The 22578-nt window shown below is 38.0% G+C and carries 15 protein-coding genes; 5 read left to right on the top strand and 10 right to left on the bottom strand.

Going from position 1 to position 22578, the window contains the following annotated elements:
• Positions 1-199 precede the first annotated feature (199 nt).
• Positions 200-2116 carry a threonine--tRNA ligase gene (gene thrS / locus BW942_RS05590; protein WP_000284477.1) on the bottom strand — a complete coding sequence of 639 codons (1917 nt, stop codon included), beginning with the start codon at positions 2114-2116 and terminating at the stop codon, positions 200-202.
• Positions 2117-2368: 252 nt separating this feature from the next.
• Here thrS and carA point away from each other — a divergent pair, with 252 nt between their 5' ends.
• Both carA and BW942_RS05600 read left to right on the top strand, forming a co-directional pair.
• Positions 2369-3457: a glutamine-hydrolyzing carbamoyl-phosphate synthase small subunit gene (gene carA / locus BW942_RS05595; protein ID WP_000643183.1), complete on the top strand. Its 1089-nt coding sequence runs from the start codon at positions 2369-2371 to the stop codon at positions 3455-3457.
• Positions 3458-3462: 5 nt separating this feature from the next.
• Positions 3463-3651, top strand: coding sequence for a hypothetical protein (locus tag BW942_RS05600; protein ID WP_000134554.1), 189 nt, complete (start codon positions 3463-3465; stop codon positions 3649-3651).
• 1130 nt (positions 3652-4781) lie between these two features.
• On the opposite strand, the gene BW942_RS05605 is transcribed toward BW942_RS05600, so the two are convergent.
• A complete protein-coding gene (locus BW942_RS05605; protein ID WP_001180937.1) occupies positions 4782-4976 on the bottom strand; it encodes a hypothetical protein in 195 nt (64 codons plus the stop codon).
• 522 nt (positions 4977-5498) lie between these two features.
• Between BW942_RS05605 and BW942_RS05610 the strand changes: the two genes are divergently transcribed.
• The 3 genes from BW942_RS05610 to BW942_RS05620 all read left to right on the top strand — a co-directional run bounded on the left by BW942_RS05610 (position 5499) and on the right by BW942_RS05620 (position 10945).
• Complete coding sequence (locus BW942_RS05610) at positions 5499-7052, top strand: tetratricopeptide repeat protein (RefSeq protein WP_002970184.1); 1554 nt, start codon at positions 5499-5501, stop codon at positions 7050-7052.
• A 966-nt stretch (positions 7053-8018) separates the two neighbouring features.
• Complete coding sequence (locus BW942_RS05615; RefSeq protein ID WP_000018463.1) at positions 8019-9830, top strand: HSP90 family protein; 1812 nt, start codon at positions 8019-8021, stop codon at positions 9828-9830.
• On the top strand, positions 9827-10945 hold the full coding sequence (locus tag BW942_RS05620) for a hypothetical protein (RefSeq protein WP_000570103.1): 1119 nt from the start codon (positions 9827-9829) through the stop codon (positions 10943-10945). Before BW942_RS05615 ends, BW942_RS05620 begins: the two co-directional genes overlap by 4 nt.
• 740 nt (positions 10946-11685) lie before the next feature.
• Here the strand turns inward: BW942_RS05620 and BW942_RS05625 are convergent.
• The 8 genes from BW942_RS05625 to BW942_RS05660 form a co-directional block, all read right to left on the bottom strand.
• A complete protein-coding gene (locus BW942_RS05625) occupies positions 11686-12258 on the bottom strand; it encodes a DUF4349 domain-containing protein (RefSeq protein WP_001143626.1) in 573 nt (190 codons plus the stop codon).
• Positions 12259-12734: 476 nt separating this feature from the next.
• Positions 12735-13091 carry a hypothetical protein gene (locus tag BW942_RS05630; protein WP_001983574.1) on the bottom strand — a complete coding sequence of 119 codons (357 nt, stop codon included), beginning with the start codon at positions 13089-13091 and terminating at the stop codon, positions 12735-12737.
• Between the two features lie 32 nt (positions 13092-13123).
• A complete protein-coding gene (locus BW942_RS05635) occupies positions 13124-13399 on the bottom strand; it encodes a hypothetical protein (protein ID WP_001009023.1) in 276 nt (91 codons plus the stop codon).
• A gap of 194 nt (positions 13400-13593) precedes the next feature.
• Positions 13594-16356, bottom strand: a complete 2763-nt coding sequence (locus BW942_RS05640) for a 2-oxoglutarate dehydrogenase E1 component (protein ID WP_017861826.1) — start codon at positions 16354-16356, stop codon at positions 13594-13596.
• Between the two features lie 23 nt (positions 16357-16379).
• Positions 16380-17783 (bottom strand): dihydrolipoyl dehydrogenase, encoded by a 1404-nt coding sequence (gene lpdA / locus BW942_RS05645; protein WP_001271670.1) that lies wholly within the window; start codon positions 17781-17783, stop codon positions 16380-16382.
• A gap of 13 nt (positions 17784-17796) precedes the next feature.
• The gene (gene odhB, locus BW942_RS05650) at positions 17797-19062 is read right to left on the bottom strand and encodes a 2-oxoglutarate dehydrogenase complex dihydrolipoyllysine-residue succinyltransferase (RefSeq protein WP_000110035.1); all 1266 of its coding nucleotides are present in this window, start codon (positions 19060-19062) and stop codon (positions 17797-17799) included.
• Between the two features lie 87 nt (positions 19063-19149).
• Complete coding sequence (locus tag BW942_RS05655) at positions 19150-21588, bottom strand: penicillin-binding protein 1A (RefSeq protein WP_000835640.1); 2439 nt, start codon at positions 21586-21588, stop codon at positions 19150-19152.
• A complete protein-coding gene (locus BW942_RS05660) occupies positions 21585-22541 on the bottom strand; it encodes an MBL fold metallo-hydrolase (RefSeq protein WP_000636970.1) in 957 nt (318 codons plus the stop codon). Before BW942_RS05660 ends, BW942_RS05655 begins: the two co-directional genes overlap by 4 nt.
• Positions 22542-22578: the final 37 nt, after the last annotated feature.

Below are 22578 nucleotides of genomic sequence, written 5' to 3' on the forward strand. Positions count from 1 at the left end.
GTGGGAACTCTCACAAACTTAAAGATTTTACTGCTCAACCTTCAAAACGTGGGAACTCTCACATTTGATATTTACGGAAAAATTTTAATCAAAAGACTCGTTTGTTTTTGAGAATTGGGACAAAATTTGGAAGAGGTCTCAAATTTCCCAAAAAGATTCCGACAAAACATTTTGTCTTTCTCGAAAACCCAAAGTTATTTTAACTCGACTTGATTTCATCTTGAAGATTCGAAATGAAACCGGTCCGGGTCAAGATTTTAGTATCTTCTTGACCTCGCATTCTCACTGCAAGTGTGTTCGATTCCATTTCCTTTTCTCCCAATATCAAAAGATAATTCGCTTTTTTTAATATAGAATCCCTGATTTTAGCTCCAATTTTTTCGTTTCGAGTATCCAGTTCCACTCGAAAACCGGAGTCGAGTAATTCTCGATAAACGTTTTTAGCGTAATCGGTTACTTTTTCGGTTACGGTCAAAATTCGGATCTGATTCGGAGAAATCCAAAGTGGAAATTTTCCTTCGTAATGTTCAATTAAAATTCCGATGAATCTTTCTAAAGAACCGTAGATGGCGCGATGGATCATCACCGGTCTTTTTTTCTGACCATCACTATCCGTATAATCCAAATCAAAACGTTCTGGCATAGAAAAATCCACTTGAATCGTTCCACACTGCCAAAGTCTTCCAATAGAATCTTTAATATTAAATTCTATCTTCGGTCCATAGAACGCACCTTCGCCTTCTTTAATTCCATACGGAATCCCTTTTTTTTCTAAAGATTGTTTTAAGGTGCTCGTAGCAAATTCCCAATCTTCGTCTTTCCCCTGTGATTTTTCTGGACGGGTTGCTATAAAAGTTTTAAATTCTGAAAATCCAAATTTCTTATATACTGTAAATGTAAAGTCTATGATGTCCATGACTTCGGATTCCAAATAATCCAAAGGAGCATAGATATGAGAATCGTCTTGAGTAAATGCCCTAACTCTAAAAAGTCCGTGTAACACTCCGTGTAACTCGTGACGATGTACACTTCCAAATTCGGCAAATCGAAGCGGAAGCTCCCGATACGAATGCAGATGATGTTTATAAATTAAAGAACATCCTGGACAGTTCATCGGTTTGAGTGCGTAATCTTCTTCGTCTATGTCCGTAAAATACATGTTCTCATGAAAATTATCCCAATGACCGGACTTCTTCCAAAGTTCGGAAGAAAGTACCGCAGGCGTTTTGATTTCCTGATAACCTCTTTTGTTACATTCGGAACGAAGATACTCTGCGAGTGAATTCCAAAGAATTGTTCCTTTGGGATGCCAAAAAGGAAACCCTGGACCTTCCTTTTGAAAAGAAAATAGATCCATCTCTTTTCCGATCTTTCTATGATCTCTTTTCTTCGCTTCCTCAATTTGAAAAAGATATTGATCCAATTCTTTTTTTGTTGGAAAGGCAACTCCATAAATACGGGTAAGCATCGAGTTGTTTTTGTCGGCTTTCCAATACGCACCTGAAATTGCAGTTAGTTTAAAAGATTTTAATACTCCAGAATTAGGAACGTGTGGCCCACGACAAAGATCGAACCATTCTCCCATCCCATAGATGGAAACTTCCTCGCTTGGTATTCCGTCTATGATTTCTATTTTATATTTTTCCCCTAGTTTTTGAAAGGTTTCAATCGCCTGTTTTTTAGAGACTACCTTTCTCCAAACTGGATGATCTGCTTTTACGATTTTCTCCATCTCAGCTTCGATTTTAGGAAAATCTTCCGGAGTGACAATCGCTCCTTGAAAGTCTATATCGTAATAAAAAAATCCAGGGCCGTTATCGATCACAGGACCTACGGTGAGATTTGCATTTTTATATAAATTTTGAACCGCCATTCCGAGCAAATGCGCCGCGGAATGTTGAAACGTTTCCCAACCTAATTTTTCGGAATAGGTCAATACTTCTATGTTTGAATTCTTTTCCACAGTCCTGGACAAGTCTAAAATTTCTTCACCATTCAAACGCACTGCAAGTGCTTTGTTCTTTAAAAAGGGTAATTCTTTTTCAATAAAGTCACGATAAGTGAAACCGGATGCAACTTCTTTGATTGATTTGTCCGGCAGAGTCAGTTGATACATATTCTTACGGCTTATCCTAAAATTCTATTTTTTCCTGTCTGAAAAATTCGGCTATAAAATCAAGATTTCACGCCACAAATATTAAACCTTCATTCTCAAAAACGATGATCAAACCTAGATTCTAATTCTATTTTTCAGGTCGGTTTTTTTACTCTCCATTCACAAAAATCGTAGGTATTTTTCAACCGATTTGTAAGGACTCAAAAAAAACCTGTGTTGACTATACTCAATACCTCATTGAGTTTGTAATTGATGAAAGCATTCTTAGTTCTTGATAACGGAACAATCTTCGAAGGTGAATCCTTCGGTTATGAAACTGAATCCGTTGGAGAAATTGTCTTTAATACTTCTATGGCGGGTTATCAAGAGATTTTAACGGACCCTTCTTACTGTAATCAGATCATTACACTGACTTATCCTATGATCGGAAATTACGGAATCCATCCTGATAACATGGAATCTTCTAAAATTCAAGCCAGCGGTTTAATCGTTAAAGAATACGTAGATCTACCTTCTAACTTTAAATCCGAAAAAACGTTATCTCAGTTTTTAAAAGAATATAAAATTCCAGCCATTCAGGGGATAGACACTCGTAAATTGACCCGGTTTATACGCACAAACGGTTCTCCCAATGGTGGAATTTTTGTGGCTTCGGAATATTCTCCTTCTTTTTTAGAAAAGGTAAAATCATTTCCAGGAATCATCAACGCAGATCTAGCTGAGGTAGTAACTACTTCCAGTAAATATATCTTTGGAACTCACACTGGTAAAAAATTTAAACTCGCAGTATATGACTATGGCGTGAAAACAAACATACTACGTCTTTTAGATGCGAATGGTTTTGCAGTAACAGTTTATCCAGCAAAAACTCCTTCAGAAGAAATTATGAAAGAAGGAACCGACGCATTTTTTCTTTCTAATGGCCCTGGAGACCCCGCCCCCTTAGATTACGCGATTGCTTCAACTCAAAAGATTATGGAAAAAAGATATCCTCTTTTTGGAATCTGTCTGGGTCATCAAATCATTGGGCTTTCTTTAGGAAAAAAAACGGAAAAGATGAAATTCGGTCATAGAGGTGGAAACCAACCGGTCAAAAATCTTGAGACTGGTCAGGTAGAAATTACTTCGCAAAATCATGGTTTTGCGGTAATAGACGACCAGAAACAGGATGAACCAATTTCTTTTCTGAACCTAAACGATCATACTGTAGAAGGAATTTTAAAATCTGGTTATCCTCTATTGACCGTTCAGTATCATCCGGAAAGTGCTCCTGGTCCAAACGATTCACGGTATCTATTTCAAAAATTTTATGATTTAGTAGAAAAAACAAAAAAAGGTTAAAACTTATGACAGAATTTACACAACTCCCCGACAGAATTTTAGGACTTCCCGTTGGCAAAGATTTTTCCATAGAGGCTTTGGTCAAAGACGTTTGGAATCCAGAAACGGACGATCTTTTTCCTCCAAAAAATTTTTTAGGCATTGGTTATGGTTTGAACTTTTACGCGATTGCGAGAAAAACCGGGCTACTTTGAAAGAAAGATAAAATTTTCAAAACTACGACAAGGGAATAAAAATTTATATTCTATTTTACAAAAATAGAATATTCAAAAAGAAAGAAATTTCTTATATTCCCTTGTTTGTTTCTTACCTCGTTTTTTATAAACCATTTAGAGTAGCGATTCGCTCGCAATTTTTTCCTGAGTATAGCACGAGAGTTAAAATGCGACCATAGAAAGCATTTTTGTAAATTCTACGCTTTCACTTCAATCCTCGTCAAAAAAAAAAAACATTCAAAAAAACGAATTTTATTCGGTCTTCGTTTCTATGTATTCTTCTATGTTCGGCGAGAATTTTCGTTTCAATTGTTATTGTGGGATCGTTTCATCCATCCTAATCCGTTTTGAAATTAAAAATCTCTTACCGACAATTATAAATCGAATAGAAAAATTTCGTAGTGTCGAACACCTTTTTTCGCACATTATGAATGAAATTCAAAATCGTTCACTTCAAATAAAATCAAATAATGTCCCGACTTCTAAAACCACTAATATACCAGTTAGAATTTGAACATTTGTTTTATATTTTTCGTCTTGAATCTTAACGATAAGCTTCATATACAGTAAAACCTCAAGGTCTCTTTGTAATGTTCGTTTTGACTTTCTTAAGTATTAAAGTTATAAAATATTGTTTGTTTCGATATTTCTTCTAAAACATATTCATTTTCTATATCCATAGAAAGAATCAAAGCTAACCTTCGATTATTTACTGATTTGATTTTCCGCAATAATTACTTGTTTTAAAAATTTCATGAACGTAATTTTTCCAAGCTAATTCGATTTTGGTTTCACGATATTGAAAACTTCTTACAACCGTCTTTAAAATCTTGTAACGCATAGTTTATAAAATGAGTCAAATCCACTTCGTTTTTTGATATCTCATTTAATTTTCTATAATATTCGCTTCTTGTGGAATTATAAAAATTCGATAGGATATGCACTGCTATATCCGGAACACCGCTCGCAATAATAGATAAAATTCAAGGAGCCTGGCCGTATGACTGTTACCATCTCCGAACGGGTGTTTCCACGCACAATCTATACGTGAGAAATTATCGCTTAGATAATCTCTGTTGAAAAGGTTTGACCTTTTTCACAATGGAATTCTACTTTACTCCATTCGCAAAATGAGTTATCAAACTTTCTACGTCTCTATGCTCTGGCGCTTTATATACATGTCCAACTGTAACATTATGTTTTCGGAACTCGCTCGGAATTATAGTAAAGTTTTCACCGAGATCTTTACCGATCAAAGTATGAAATTTTTTAATTAAATTTTTATTAAGTAACTGGTTTTGCAATCTTCAACGATTCTATTTCGAAGCAAGTTAAGCGCATTCCATACGTTTTTAACTTCGATTTCCATATATTGTTTCGATATAGGCAATGATTTCCCTTTGTAAATCAGAGTAATTTCTTCTTCTGACAAAACATTCCCTTCTATTGCAGTAGTCGCCCAAGCCCCCTTTATAAGATTTACGGAATATATTTTCGAACGATAAACAGGAGTATTGGAAATAGCTCGAATGAGTTCTTTACTTTGCCCTAATTTAAACCAAACTTTGTCACTTATCGTCCATTTTTTTAAAAGAGAGAGTCAATACTTGCCATGACAAAAATATCGTCAAAACACTGGTAATTTTTGTCCAAAATTTCTATTACAGACTATGTAAATCCCTAATCGAACCAAAAAATCAAAGACAAAAATCCCACCAGATTTAATCGTTAAATTCGATTGAACTTGAATACCTCGATTATATTCGATCAATATTAGAATAAAGATGCAAGACCTCAAATTAGAATCACATTAAAACGAAACAGATATGAAAGAAAATTATAATATACTTAATATTCCACAAGACTTAGTCGAAGACCTAACTACGGTGAAAAGAATCAACACCAATTCTCAAGGCTGGTTCGATCTCGCTTCCATTCGAGAAATCCAATTCGGTTCCATACAAATCGGCCCGTTTAAGACAAAAGAAAACGGACAATATTATACAAACTCGTTCGGTCTCATCTTAAACTCGGAGATTTATGATGAAAGTCACGAAATACTCGTTTGGCTTCCTCGCTTGCAACACTACGGGACCTGGGATTCGAGTCACGACGAACTTCATATTTTCCCCAATCAAACCTGGACGAGTGTGAAATCCGATTTGATTCCTTTTATAGAAGCTCAGTGGGGAACCTATGAAGGCGCAAATAAAATCAAACACCTAACTATAAAAGGGATAAGTAAATATGCGGACGCTTTCGACTTTATTCCTTATCACTTGAATGAAACGGTAGAAAAACTTTCTGACGACCAATTAATCAATTTTTTGGACCAATACGAAAATACAATCCTTAGACATCCCAATGTTTCCACTTTGGACGAAGCCTATTTCGCATTAGCAAAAGTTTATTTTCGTCTGGGACAAAAAGATCCCAATCAGAAAAATGTATGGAAAGAAAAATGTCTTCAAATTTTAAATTATTATCCACAAGGTCGCTTCCATCGAGAGAAGGATGCCGCCGAAATCTGCGTTTGGGCTTCTGCGGAATTTGGATTGAAAGTTTTTAAAAATCTTCTGGAAAAGGATAAAAGACAACCGGAATACGCCGGTGGAGCCAGCCTCGTCTCTGCGTTTTTAATACATTTTCCAGATCAATGGGAATCTATCTTAGAAATTTCTAAAGTTAAAACAAATACAATCGGCACACTACATTCCATCGAAACTGCAAAAACTTGGGCTCTCAATGTAGCCAATAATGCGCTCGCTGCAAAACTCAAACAAAATCAAAATGTTATGGAACTGATTTCTAAACTTCTGACTCAGATCGAAGAATTCATTCTTTCCGCGCCATTAGGAGAATTCTCCGAACAGGAAATTCACGAAATTCGACACAAAAAGATAGTAGATCGTCTCACTCAAGGCTGGGAGTATTTAAAGAAAAAAGAATATTCTAAAGTAGAAGAATTACTTAATTCTATATTCGCAGCGTATGAGAAGGATGGAGAGGCGCTTTTTTTAGATGCAAGACTTTTTTGGTTAAAAAGCGGTTCGGCGGAAGAAGGAATGAAACGAGCCGAAAAAAATTTACTCTTAGCCTCCAATGGCGACAGATTGGGAAGAGGCAGACTTTACAATCTAATCGGCTGCGCGTTAGACGAATTGGGAAAATGGGAAGAAGCCCTCCTTTCTTTTCAAAAAGCGGAAGAATTATCTCCCCAAGATTCCATTTATGTGGCAAACCTTGCAGAAATTTTCTGGAAATTAGGAAATAAAACATCCGCCGGTCGATACGCTAAAAAGGCCAAAAGTATGGGGAATCAATCGGAGATCGTAGAGACGATCTTTCGAGAAACGACGAAAAATTCCCCAAAAGAATAAAAAAATGTTTTTTGAAACACAGGACTTGAACGCAGAATAATTTGTTTTATCGTAAGCGACGAAGTTGTAGTAGTCACTCGTTCCGCAAAAGATAAAACAACATGAATTGGTTGAAAACCAAGGAGAACCTACTTGGCTATGATAAGCAGTTCTGAACTCTGTTCAATCAATTGCATACAAGAAACGTATACAGCAGTCGCCTTTAGTTTCAAACCCGATCCGTCGAACGATCCATAGAAAATGAGACGTTGAGTTATTTCGAGCGACCCGTAGGAAGCGATAACCAACCCCACAAATATTTGATCTCAATATAAATCTGTCGGAGTTACGACAAATCCTCTGTAAAACTTAGTTCTCACAACGCGATTCATAGAGAGCCTTGTGTTTCAATTCCTTTTCGCGTTATACGAAATTTATAGTAAAACACAAAGGCCGGACTACCGACCAAAAAATTCAAACTTCTAAAATTTTTGTTTTGGGCGTATAGAATGTGGTAGTTCCCACAAAAACGTTGTAGTGTATAATTTGTAGTTTTTTAATCAGTATCATAATAACAAAGCTCCCAATGTTTTACACTAGAACAGGTTCTACGATAAAAATTTACTGAATTCAATTTTATAGGATCAATAACATTTTTTTGTTACTGAGAAGCTAAAACATTTCTCTTTTATAGTCGCTCAAAAATTTTTGTCTCAGACTCCAAGTAGATAAATTCATTTTTTTTGAATATTCTAAAATACTCAAAAATTAACATTTGTCTTCATCTAAATGTCGAGTAAATACTAATATCATTCTAAATTATATCCCAAAAAATCGTAAAATAAGACAGCGAATTTGAATCAGTTGTTCTACAAATATTTCATATTGACAAAAGTTTAATTCTATGCACGTGGAATCCGACTTGACCCAAACTTATCCTTACATTCTTACTATTTCTTTGAAATCTAATGAAAAAAGAGCTATCTTGTGAGTCATAAGTTCCAAGTCAACTTACGTGGAATCATCAATCTACTTTCAGAACATCTTTACAGTGGGCCGCAAGTATTCGTACGTGAACTTTTACAAAACGGAGTAGATGCAATCCAAGCCCGCTCCTATCTCGAACCAGAAAACGAAGGAGAGATCCATCTTGAAATCATTCCCGGAAAGGACGGAACACCTCCAACTCTTATCTTTACGGACAACGGAGTCGGATTGGTAGAATCGGAAATCCACGAGTTCTTGGCAACCATAGGACAAAGTTCGAAACGAGGAGAATTTCAATCTCCGAAAGGATTTATCGGTCAATTTGGAGTGGGTTTACTCTCTTGTTTTATCGTAAGCGACGAAGTTGTAGTAGTCACTCGTTCCGTAAAAGACAAAACACAACCTGCTTTCGAATGGCGTGGAAAACAAGATGGAACTTACTCAATTAAAACCCTTGGAAGCGACTTGCCCTTTGGAACTCAGGTCTATCTTCTTTGTAAACCTGGCTCTGAAGAATACTTTGAACGAGAAACTCTTTGTAATCTTGTAAAAAAATTCGGTGGTCTGTTATCCGTTCCTCTTCAATTTTTAGAAGGAGAGTCCACCGAGCTTCTAAATCCGGAACCTGCACCTTGGAACCGCACGTATCGAAGTAAAGCACAAGAAAGAAAGACATTTCTTGATTTCGGAAAAAAGTTATTTGAAACTTCATTTTTTGACGCAATCCCGCTGACTTCCGACATAGGCAAGGTACAGGGAATCGCTTTCGTTTTGCCTTATTCCCCCAGTCTTGCACAAAAAAACATACATCGCATTTATCTCAAAAACATGCTTTTATCTGAGTCAGCCGCGTCCCTTCTACCAGATTGGGCGTTCTTTGTCAAATGTGTAGTCAACTCTGACGAACTCAGACCCACTGCATCACGAGAAGATTTTTACGAAGATCAATCTCTCGAAAAAGCGAGAGAAACATTGGGGCAATGTCTTAGAGATTATCTGATCGCACTTTCCGAAGACGAACCAGAACGTCTTCGTCATCTGATCAACCTTCATCATCTATCCATGAAAGCGCTTGCGGTTCAGGACTCCGATTTTTTCCGTTTGATCATCGACTTTCTTCCGTTTGAAACTACGTTCGGGAGAATGACCTTAAAAGAATTTCGGGAAAAAAATCCAGTAATCCGTTATGTATCCAGTCATGATCAATATCGACAGATTTCAGGAGTTGCAGCGGCGCAAGGAGAGGCTATTATCAACGGAGGTTACGTCTACGACAGCGAACTACTCGAACGTTTTAGCGAACTATATCCAGTAGAACAGGTGGACGCAGCTGGATTCGCTCAAACGTTCGAAGACATTACTCTCGAAGAACGAGATTCTGTATTCGATTTTTTGCAAGTAGCAGATCAGGTTTTGCGTCCTTTTCAGTGTGTGACCGACATCAAAAAATTTCTTCCGATCGAAATGCCTATGTTGTATCACCTAAGTCAAGAAGGAGACTTTTTACGTTCTGTAGAACATTCTAAAGAAATTGCAAATAAGATGTGGTCTGACATATTAAACAATCTCTCTGATTCTTATTCAAAAGAAATCAACGCGTATCTTTTTTTCAATCTACGGAATCCTTTAATTCAAAAGCTCGTAAAACTAAAAGACGTCCAATTGATAGGCAGAGCCGTTCAGATGCTTTATATACAAGCGCTTTTAATGGGACATCACCCACTTCATGTTAAAGAGTTGTCTCTTCTTACGGGTGGACTTTCGGACTTAATCGAAGGATGTATAAACAATCAAATTAGGGAAAATCAATGATAGAGATAAATCCCAACACAGAAGATTTGTTTCCTGTCCTATGGGACGTGGAATCCATGAAAAACGATTTCTCAAAGTGTCCGCTTTTAGAAGAAATCATCCGTTTGGCAGATTTGAGAAAAAATAAAGAATTAGGTTTCGAAGCTCGACTTGTTTTAGTAGAAGCGGGGATTTTTTCCGGAGCCATTGATAAAGCTTTGGTATCTTTCTCTTGGTGCCTTTCTCAGGTAGATCAAAATCCAGAACAATTCAACGAAGAAGATTTGCTGTGGAAATACAAATGGATCGTAGAGAATCTTCCTGTGTTTCCCCAAATCAAAAAGGAACAGATTTTGGAAATGCTTGAAGATTTAGAGAAACGTTACGAAAAAAATGGAGGGAACAAATATCCGGTTTTAATGCTGAAACGTAGTATTTCAATGATGATGGGAAATATAGAAGAAAGCCAAAAATATCACGAGTTGCTCAAACAAACGACTGCTAAGGGACGCCTTGCGGATTGTGCTGCTTGTGTACAAAATTCGGAAGTATTCTACGCCGTCCATTTGGGTCAAGACGAACTCGCACTCGAAAAAGCCCAACCGATCCTTTCGGGTAAATTGCGTTGTGCAGAAGTACCACATCTAACGTACGGTACTCTGCTATTGCCTCTCCTCCGACTCAATCAACCGGAAGAAGCGGCCCGACTTCATAAGATAGGGTATAAACTGGTTTCGAATTCTACGGGCTTACTCGGAACCATTTCGAACCATCTCTTATTTTTAGGAATCACTGGAGAAATTGCCAAAGCGATTCAACTTTTGGAGAAACATTTCACATCCGCTTTTGGAGCATCTGATCGGAATCATCGTTTTGAATTTTATAGAGCCGTTAAATTTTTAATGGAACGTATTCTACTATCAAACCTAAAATCGATAAAAATCAGGATGCCGAAAACGTTTCCGAACTACAAGGAAGACGGAAATTACGCAGTTATCGATCTGGATTCCTGGTTCGGCGAAGAGGCGTTGAAATTAGCGTCGCAATTTGACAGTCGAAACGGAAACGACTCTTATATGAAAAACCTCGGAGAACTAAAAGCGCTTCACGAACTGGCTCAAAAACATTCACAATAAAATAATCAGTAAACTACTGATCTCTAAAAATTGAGCATCGTTAATTTTATCACAAAACACTGATTCCATGCAAAATATTAGGACTTTATTATATAGATATGAGTAACGTGAGTTCGGCGTAAAAAACCCAGATTCTGAAAAAAATTGGAATTTGAACTTTACAGCTCAATTCTTAAAATGTGGGAACTACCACAGTTTATAAAAATTGAATCTGTCGTATCTAAGTGTAAAAACTCGCACAAAACTTAGATTTGTCTGTAAAATGATGTGGGAACTACTGCAAATCACGATTTTACAAATAAATTCTAAAATTGTAGGAACTCATACTTTTAGAAAATTTTTTCGACCACCGAACTCAAGTTAAAATAGAATTTAAATTTTGATGATGGCCGCAAAACAGCGATTTTGTGCAAAAATTTAATCGGACTATGATTCTTTTTATATTTTATAGTAGTTCCCACAATTTTCAAAGTTGAACTGTAAATCCACGATTTGTAAGAGTTTATACATTTAGAGTTGTTGAAAAATTCGTAGTGGCGATTAATAAAACCGCTTTAATCAACTATTTCATAAAACAGAAACAAAATAAAGAATTAATTTTTCAACAACTCTATTTATTTTTTATGGAAAAATCAGGTTTTTATAAACGAATCGAACCTCTTACACCAAATGTACGTTAAATTAACTTAACATCAATCAGCTGAATTAAAAAGTCGTGCCGTCATTTATAATATTCAATTTTAATGATATTCGTTTTGTTTTATCGGAATCAAGGAAACGGTAAAATCAGAAAATTGAGTTCTTAAAATTAAATCTTTCTTCTTTTTTTCTAATCTTTGTATGTCTAAAGAAACCCTGTGTTGTTTTACTAGTAGGTGTCTTCTTTCCCTTTTAGGAAGTTTATCTTCTTCAAATAATTTTTTGTATTTTAAAAGAAATTCATGATCGATCTCAAGTCTTTTTGTACATTCTTCAAGCGAATCAGTAATATCATTGATTGTTTCATCTACTTTTTCTACGAGTTCGTTATTTCGTAGTTCGATCAAAAAATGATCTTGGCTGGCAAAGGGAATTTTGAATTTTAAATTCGAATTTGTACTTTTTAAGATAAAACCTTTATAGTGATGAACTAAATTTTGAATTTTTTCACGAGAAGTAGAAATCTTTGCAGATTCGATTTTTATATAAAGAGAATGAGAATAAAATCTTCTCTCTAAGTTTCTATGGTCCGCATTCGTTATCGGATTTGCTGCGAGCGAAAAGCCGAAAAAAATAGATACAAATAAAATACGATTTAGTGTCACGGTCGGCATTGTAAGCTAGAATAAGAAATTTTCGAGTTTCGTCAACCTCGCTTTCTACTATTTAACTCTAAGTCTACTTTACTTGAATTCAATAATTTTCTAAAAGTAAGTGTTCCTCTATATTTCGAAAATTTTACTATCAAATCCAAGTTTGTAGTAGTTCCCACAAATTAAGTCACATTGTTTTTTATTACAGACTTTTTCACACTGATGTTCGTATGCAAATTGAGTTTCCAAATTTTCAAAAAGATCTTTATTCTATCCACATCCGAGCCAAAATCTTCCGCTTTTATTCTGTCTTTTTAGATAGCTACTTTTTTAGTTTTCTTGATAAACTCTCATTATTAAAAAATCGATTCGTTTTCATTCTTCAATAAGAATTCGGTAAATTCTCCCAAAACTTGAAAGCCTATTTTTTTATATAACAAAGTCCCATCCGACAACACTTGGAGAATTCCGTAAGAAACTTTCTCTTTTTTAGCCTCTTACAACGCACATTTTAAAATGTGGGAAGCGTATCCTCTTTTTCTAAATTCTTGCCGAGTGCATATATTATAAAAGCCGACCGTATCCTTGTCATAACTAGCCTCACAGGTAACGATTGGAATTCCGTCGGCAAAACCGAGATAAAATCGCAAAGGACAATTCTCTTCTAAAAATAATTCTTGGTTTTGCTCATAAAAATCTAGAACATTTACATCAATAGGATCCCAGCTCATTGCATTAATCTTTGCAAATTCAGATAATTCTTCACAAGTATAAACACGTCTAATTTCAACTAACTCGAGTTCAAAATTAAATTCAGAACATTCAAAAGAATGTATATTCAAATCAATGAACATTGTCAGATTCGATTTTTTTATCTGGAATTCTTTTACTTCCGAATCGTTTCGTTTAGATCGACCGAAGAGATCCAACAGAAAAACGCCCTTCTCGAATTTCGAATATAGTCGCGGATAATTCGAATGTTGTTTTGGTATAAAATTTTATCCGAAGCGGTTACTAAAATCTGATTAAACGTATCACAATCCAAACCCGAATCTAAAATGAATCCGAATTCCAATTTCGGACGTTTTATGAGAGGATTTCGCTCGTGACAATATCCAGCATGAAGAAGTAAATTTTCTTTTGATACTACAAAGAAATTCATATTACAACTTATTTTTATTCCAAGGCTTAAATTTACCTTACGTCTCGTTTCAAAAACTGATTATACTTTATCAAATAAAAAAAATACTCATCCAAAAACAAAAAAGCCCTAGATTTGCATCCGAGCTTTTTAATTTTTTGTAATTGTACATTCTAAAATTATAAAATTTTAAAATGAAGTCAAACGATACGATTTTACGCTTGAAACGCGTCTAAAACAAGCTGATCCTGCTCTTGCAAGTGTAACTTCATATGACCAGCAGCCGGACTAGGGGACTCGTGTCTTCCCGCATATACTAGACGAGCATTCCCTGGAAGAAGTTCTTCGATCCTTTCTCGAACAAAAAACCAAGCTCCCTGATTTTTGGGCTCTTCTTGGCACCAAACGAATTGTTTAGCATTTTTAAAAGTTTTAAGAGAACTTTGGATCTCTTTTGCAGGAAAAGGATAAATTTGTTCGACACGAACCAAAGCTACGTTTTTGATTTTATTTTCGTCTTTGTATTTCATTAAATCATAATATACTTTACCTGCTGAAAATACTACCTTTTCGATTTTATCCGGTTTAGATCCGCTATCATCGATCAGTATTTCTCGAAACGCACCTTGTAGAATATCTTCCACCGGAGAAAGTGAAGCAGGAAAACGAAGTAAACTCTTTGGAGTTACAATCACTAAAGGTTTACGATAATTTCTGAGCATTTGTCTTCGGAGCAAATGGAAATATTGAGCCGCGGTTGTTAGATTACAAACTTGCATATTGTCTAGAGCACAAAGTTGTAAAAATCTTTCCAATCTAGCAGAAGAATGTTCTGGTCCTTGACCTTCATATCCATGAGGAAGTAGCATAATCAAACCGGACAACCTTTGCCATTTTACTTCCGAGCTGGAAATAAACTGATCGAAGATTACCTGGGCGCTGTTCGCAAAATCTCCAAACTGAGCTTCCCACATCACAAGGGCATTTGGATCCGAAAGAGAATAACCGTATTCAAAACCTAAAACTGAAAATTCAGAAAGTGAAGAGTTTATAATTTCCGCCTTAGCCTGTTTAGACGAAATGTGATTGAGAGGAATGTATTTTTCGTTTGTATTTGTATCTACAAGAACCGCATGGCGATGTGAGAAAGTTCCTCTCTGAGAATCTTGACCGGAAAGACGAATTCTAAATCCACTTTCTAAAATAGATCCAAAAGAAAGAGCTTCTGCAAAACCCCAATCCACAGGAATTTTTCCTTCCGCCATTTCTTTTCTACTCTGTAGAAGTTTAACGAGTTTAGAATTGGGAGTAAATCCTTGTGGAACAGAAGTCAAGGCCTGAACGATTCCGTGCATCTGTTCTGCGAGTAGTTTTGTGGCCGGTTCCGAATCTAACGAATCTTTAGAAAATTTAGACCAAACTCCTTGCATGGTATCCACACGAATTTTTACGTCCTGTTCCTTGGCTCTTTGAAAAGAATCTTCCAGTCCGTGCATCGATCCGTTTTTGATAAAATCAATATCTTCCTGTGGAATGTCTCCTTCTTCTACGAGTCTTTTTTCATAAAGTTTTACCGTAGGAGGATGGTTCTTAATAATAGCGTACATTTTAGGTTGAGTAAACGCAGGCTCGTCCGTTTCATTATGACCAAGTCTTCTATAACATACTAAATCGATAATAAAATCTTTTTTGAATTTTTGACGATATTCCATTCCTAGTTTTACAACTCTGTAAACTGCTTCCGGGTCGTCTCCATTTACGTGTATAATTGGAATTTGAAAACCTTTTGCAAGATCAGTTGCATACAACGTAGATCTAGATTCATCGGGAAGAGTGGTAAAACCAATCTGGTTATTGACCACAATATGAAACGTTCCACCGGTAGTATAACCTTCTAAATTCATCAAGTTGAGAGTTTCCGCAACAACTCCCTGACCCGCAAACGCAGCGTCACCATGAATCAAAATCGGCATATATTTGGAACGATCCTTATCTCCGATCAAAGTCTGACGGGCACGAACCGATCCGGTTACCACTGGATCCACACATTCTAAATGACTTGGGTTGAACGCGAGTGAAAGTTTCACTTCTTTACCAGAGGTAGTCATTCTACTGTTAGAATACCCCAAATGGTATTTTACATCCGCATAACTTAAGTTATCTTTGTCCGTTTTTTCTTCAAACTCCGCAAAGATGAGTGACGCAGGTTTTTCGATAATGTTCACGAGAACATTCAGTCTTCCCCTATGTGCCATTCCGATCACGAGCCCGTCCATCTGATGATAACCGGCCTCTTCTACAATCGTATCTAAAAGTGGAATGAAGGATTCTCCTCCTTCTAAAGAGAATCTTTTTTTACCTACGTATTTTTTAGCGAGAAAGGTTTCAAAATAATCCGCTTGAAATAATTTTTCGAAAAGTCTGAGTTTAATTCCTCTAGGCAAAGGCGCCAAAAATTCAGGAGACTCCATCTTTTTTTGAAGCCATTCTCTTTCTTCATCATTTACTAAATAGAAATGTTCGGCTCCGATTGTATTACAATATACTTTTTCATAAAGATCCACAATCTCGGCAAGTTTTACTCTTCCCAGAGTTTCACTATCCACAACAGTATCTATATCTGCGGGAGAAATATTATGCAGCTTAGAATCGATAAACGTGCGGTTCGGTTTTTGAATTCCAAGTGGATCTAATTTTGCGGCAAGGTGACCTTGTCTTCTATAAGCATTGAGAAGGTTGATAATCCCCATTTCTCGGATAGAAGCCGCCTGTGCATCCGCAAAAGAAGTAGCCACCGCAGATTTACCATTACCATTTGTATATCCACTTCCGTTGGCAAGACCATTGGTATCTACTTCTTGAAAGAAAGACTTCCATTCTTTATCCAAAGTTTCCGGATTGAGTTTATATTGATTATAAAGTTCTTCGAGGAGAGCGCCGTTCTCCCCATAAAGCGCCATGAGTTTTTCTATCTTCATTTTTGAAACCTACCTAATACGATTCACGCGTGAATCGCCCACTTATCCACCGCCATTGCCGCTTCTTTAATCACTTCCGACAAGGTCGGATGTGCATGGAAACTTCTCGCTATATCTTCTGCAGAAGCTCCGAACTCCATAGCCACCGCTAATTCCGCCACCATATCCGAAGCCCTTGGGCCAAATACAAAAGCTCCTAAAAGTTTATCCGTTTTTTTATCCGCTAATATTTTGACTTGTCCTTCTGCTTCGTTCATCGCTTTGGAACGAGCATTGGGCCGAAAGAGCGACTTTCCTACTTTATATTCAATTCCTGCAGCCTTCAATTCTTCTTCGCCCTTTCCTACCCAAGCCATTTCCGGCCAAGTATATATGACGTAAGGAACTGCGTTGTAATTGACATGACCGGATTGACCGGCAAGAAGTTCTGCAAGAGCGACCCCTTCTTCTTCCGCTTTGTGTGCGAGCATAGGTCCATCAATCGCATCTCCGATTGCATAAATTCCGGGAACGGACGTTTTAAAATGTGCATCCACTTGAATCCGTTTGCGTTGTGTAAACGCTACACCCACTTCCTCCAGTCCCACTCCTTCCAGAAAAGGTCTACGTCCAACTGCGACCAGAACCACATCCGCCTCTAGATCCTTAGACTCTCCTTTAGAATCTTCGATCTGAACCTTCACTCCGTTCTTTGTAGTAGTCGCACCTTTTACCTTATGTTCAAATAAAAATTCCATTCCTTGAGAAGTAAGAGAACGTTCTAGTAACGAACCCATCTGACGATCTACATTGGAAATGAGTCCGGGCAAAAATTCAACCACGGTCACAGAGGTTCCGAGTCTTCCCCAAACAGATCCTAGTTCAAGTCCGATCACTCCGGCTCCGATGATGATCATTTTTTTGGGAAGTTTACGAACATCAATCGCGTGATCGGAAGTGATGATATTTTTTCCGTCCACGGTTAAACCTGGAATATCAATCGGAACCGAGCCAGTAGCGACTACGATGTGTTTGGCGGAGAGAGTTTCCTTTTTTCCGTCATTGAATGCGACTTCTACTTTTCCAGCAGACAATACCTTTCCAAAACCTTCGTAACGTTTGATCTTATTTTTGTTCATAAGAAAGTCTACTCCATCCGTGACTTCCTTTACAATCTGATCCTTACGGTTCATAAGCTTGTTTAGATCCAAATCCACTTTTCCAACACTGATCCCGTGAACTTCCAGCTTATGCAAAGTTTTATGATATTCTTCAGAAGAATCTAAAAGCGCTTTAGAAGGAATACAACCCACGTTTAGACAAGTGCCTCCGAGGGTTTTTCTTTTTTCGATGATTGCGGTTTTAAAACCAAGTTGCGCGCAGCGGATGGCACAAACGTAGCCCCCCGGTCCCGCGCCGATCACGACTACGTCAAATTCTGCTGACATACTTCCTCTTTCATTAAAGTTCTAGTAAAAGCCGACTTGGATCTTCGATCGCTTCCTTAACCTTTACAAGGAAAGTGACCGCCTCCTTTCCATCTACGATTCTATGATCGTAGGAAAGTGCAAGATACATCATCGGACGAATCACGATCTGATCGTTTACCACCACAGCACGTTTTACTATATTATGAAGTCCTAAAATTCCACTTTGTGGGGGATTGAGAATTGGAGTGGACATCATAGAACCGTAGATTCCCCCATTGGAAATCGTAAACGTCCCACCTTCCATTTCAGCAAGTTCAATTTTTCCGTCTTTGACCCGATTCGCAAGTCTTATAATCTCTTGTTCTACTCCTGCAAAACTGAGCAAGTCCGCGTCTCTTACGACAGGAACGACCAGTCCCTTCGGTCCTCCAACAGCGACCCCTATGTCATAATAATTTTTGTAAACAATATCACTTCCACGGATTTCTGCATTGATCGCCGGAATTGTTTTTAGCGCATGGATCGCAGCCTTAGTAAAAAAGCTCATAAATCCAAGACTTACGTTATGCGCTTCTTTAAATTTATCCTTATATCGATTTCTGAGTTCCATTACGGCACTCATATCTACTTCGTTAAACGTGGTCAGAATTGCAGCGTTGTGTTGTGCCGATACAAGTCTTTCTGCAATTACCTTACGAAGTCGAGTCATAGGAACTACGTTTTCTCTTGGTAGATCCGTTCTTCTCGCAGCCGGAACCGCTTTCGGAATTTCAGGTAAAGTCAGCGTCGCTTTGACAGCCGCTGGAGTTCCTACATTTACGGAAGCGTTTGAAACTGACGACGTCGCTTTTGTTTCAATTGCTTTTAATACGTCTTCTTTTGTGATTTGTCCGTTTTTACCGGAACCAGTAATCGATGCCGGATTGAGTCCGTTGTCTTCGATCAACTTACGGACCGCAGGCGGAAGAGTTTCGTTTATGGTTCCGTTTCCTGATGTTTGAGTCGTTTGTGCTGAATTTGTTGGAGCAGAAGCGGAAGGAGAAGGAGAAGAAGCAGTTGCTGAAGAGTCAATCAGTCCGATGATCTCCTTTACTTTTACGGTTTCTCCAGCCTTTTTATGAATTTTCTGAAGAACACCCGAAGAAGGAGCCGGAACTTCCATGGTCGCCTTATCGGTTTCCAGTTCTAACAAGATCTCGTCTTGTTTTACAGATTCTCCTTCTTTCTTTACCCAGTTTGCAATCGTAGCTTCCGTAATGGATTCCCCCATTTCGGGGACCTTAATTTCTACAGACATGAATGATTCCTTTCGAGAGACAACGCCATCTCGGTTTCAATCCTTCTAAATGAAAAAATTCTGTAAACGAAATTCTCCAAAACGAAATTATTCTGTTCTGGGTTTGAATTTTCGATCCGTTTTTCCTAATTCTTCATCGCTAATCTGATATTCTTTTTGTAAGAATTCTCTAAAATCCATAGACTTATGATGATCTCTTTCTCCATCACACTGACGATTGCCCATCACAGCCTTGGTCACTCCTGCTACTGTGATCGGTTTGAGAGTCAGATTCTGAGTTACGGGACATACTCCCGGTTTTGGTGAAAGTCCGTTGTAAGCACAAGTACCTCCTCCTTGTACTTCTTCCGGTATTACATCTTCCCCAAAAGAAGGATAGTTTTGTCCTCCATAAAATCGATTGTACATTCTTCCCCAAATCGGAACCGCAAGCACAGAAGCGGCCTGTCCTCTTCCGAGGGAAATAGAACTTTTATCAAACCCCAACCAAATTACGGTCGTATAATTTGGATCAAACCCACAATACCAAGCGTTTGTAAAAGAAGAAGTGGAACCCGTTTTTCCTGCGGCGATTCCTCTATAATTTCCTTTTTCCGGATCTCTAAGTCCCATTGCTGCAGTTCCGGCCATCGCTACATTGGTTAACATTTTTTTTAGAATGTAGGCGGTCCCTTCCGAAATTACTTGGATACTTCCATCCTTTGCTTGCCTTTGTAACTCTTCTTGTATCTTTACTTCTTCGTTATAAATTATATTTCCACTCTGATCGATCACATAACGAACAGAAAACGGAATTACCCTTCTACCATTATTAGCGATAGTAGCATATCCAAGAGCCATTTCCAAAGGTGTCAACTCTGCAATTCCAAGCGCCAAAGCAGGGCTAGGCGGAAAACGATTCGGATTGACTCCTAAAAGTCTGGAAGAAAAATCGATGACCGCATCGGGACCAGTTCGTAAGAAAACCTGCACCGAAACGATGTTAAGCGATAAAGATAGAGCCCTGGACAAAGGAACCATTCCTAAAAAGTCTCCGTCAAAATCCTGAGGTGACCAACCTTCTCCTTCTTCCGTTAAAGTGGTAAGAGGTGCGTCCATAATTCCAGTCCCACTTCCTACGACTCTTTCTTGAATTGCAGCTCCATAAACAAATGGTTTAAATGCGGAACCAGTTTGACGTCTTGCCATCGTAGCTCGATTGAACTGGTTCTTTGGAGTGAATTCGTATCCTCCTACCATGGTTTGAATATAACCAGTAGAAGGTTCGATCGTAATCGCTGCTCCTTCTACGTGTAGATTTTTTCCGAAGATCGCGGTTTGTTTTTGAAATTCCGAAATCGCAGCCGACTCGTTTTCTCCAGGAGTTAAAATGGTAAGAATGTCTACTGCGTCTATAAGTTCACGTTCTAAAGCCACCCTATAGTTCGCTTTGTCGTCTAACTTACTAATAAAAGGCATTCCGATCGGAAACACAGAACCCATCAGATAATAAAGACCTACAAGACCCCTATCGGCTCCACCGGAATAATTGACGGTAATCCCAGAAACGAGGTCATCGTGTTTTTTAATCGCTTTGGATAATTCATCCTGAGCGATCTCTTGTTTGCGAGCGTCAAGAGTAGTATATACTTTCAATCCACCTGTATAAACCTTATCTTCTCCGAGCTCCTTTTCTAGTTTCTGGCGAACATACTCCGTAAAATGAGGGGCCTTATTCAGACGATTTCCCCAAGTGGATTGAGAAGGAGATTGAGTGATGACAACAGGCCAATATTTATTCCAAAAATCGTCGTGAATGGTTTGAATCCTATCCGTAGGGATATAACCTTGTTCCGCCATAAGCCTTAAAACACTTAAATGTGCCCCCTTAGAAATGGCTGGGTTTTTAAAGGGAGAATATTTTACAGGAGCCTTAGGCAATCTAGCAAGAAGCGCCGCTTCGGCTACGTCTAAGTCGCTTACGTCTTTTTGAAAATATACATCCGCGGCAGAAGCCAGTCCCGTGGTCCCGTGTCCTAAATAAATAAGATTAAAATAAATTTCTAATATTTCTTCTTTTGAATATTCTTGTTCTATCTGAAGCGTAAATAACGCTTCTATAAATTTTCTCGCAAAGGATCGTTTTCTATTTTGTAAAACCGTTTTGGCGAGCTGCTGCGTAAGGGTGGACCCCCCTTGTTTGATTCTACCCGAAATTACATTTACAATCCCAGCTCTAAGTATCGCCATAAAATCGATCCCGAAGTGATTGAAAAAGTTATTATCTTCCACAGATAAAAACGCCTGCACAACGTGAGGTGGAATGTCTTGGTATTTCAGTAGTTGTTGTTTGTGTTTATAAAGTTCTGCGAATACAACTCCATTGATGTCGTAGAGTCTAGTAGGAGTTGTGGGTTGGTAAGAAGCAAGCATCGCTAATTCTCCTCCTTCGTCTACCTCCGAAAGAATATAACCAAAAAAAAGTCCTCCTAAGAGGGCTATAACGAGCAAGGTTTTAGAAGTTCTATGAAGTCCGATACTTTTCATGTTAGTTTATATACGTTTCCTTCGACGGCGAGTTCTATTTTCATGGAAGAATTGCCGAGCGAAACCGAGTGCGCCCTAGCTTCCTCAAGAATGAGATCCAACACGTCATCCGAGTAAACGGGTTCGTGATGAGTCAATACAAGAGTTTTCACATTCCAGGCAACTGCACAGTTTACGGCCATCGTGTAGGATGTATGTCCCCAGTCAAATTTTTGGAAGGATTCGTCCAAAGTATATTGGGCATCTAAAACGAGTAAGTCTGCGTTTTCAAAAAAAGGTTTCATTTCCGAAATAGAATCGAAGTCCTCCCCGGTGAACTCCGCATCCGTAGCAAAAATAAATACCTTTCCTTTTTCCTCCACTCGGTAGGCATATGATCCGCCAGGATGTTTGAGAGGATAAAAACTGACCCTACAATCTCCTTCCAAATCCAAAGTTTCGCCCGGATTCAAACAGGTAAAGATTTTCGTGGAAGCAAGTCCCGAAAAGGGAATAGGAAAGTATTCAGGAAAATGTTGTTTTTCTAAACGTTCCTGCAGATCCGGAAAAGGTGAATAAAAATGAAATTCATTTCCGGGGATATAGATCGGTTTAAAAAATGGAATTCCTTGAATATGATCCCAGTGAGTATGCGAAAAGAATAAAGAGAGTTTTCCTTCTCCGTTCTGAAATTCTTTCCGCATCAACTCGTCCCCTAAAATTCTAAGTCCGGTTCCACAATCAAAAACCAATCTTTTTCCAGAAGAGGTTGTGACCGAAACACAAGTAGTATTTCCACCTACTACGTGGGATAAATAGGTAGGCAAATTGGAAATAAATTTTTGAATATTGGTAAGAACTTCTGGACCCTTGTCTCGGACGATTTCCAAAATCTGAGTCACTTTTTGAATGTATTCTTTGGTGCGGAGAGGAGAAGGAATCGAACCTCTGGTTCCGTATAACTGAACGATCATATCCGGCCCAGTATTTAACTTCCGAAATTTTCTGTCA

The sequence above is a fragment of the Leptospira interrogans genome, from assembly GCF_900156205.1.
GTDB lineage: Bacteria > Spirochaetota > Leptospiria > Leptospirales > Leptospiraceae > Leptospira > Leptospira interrogans.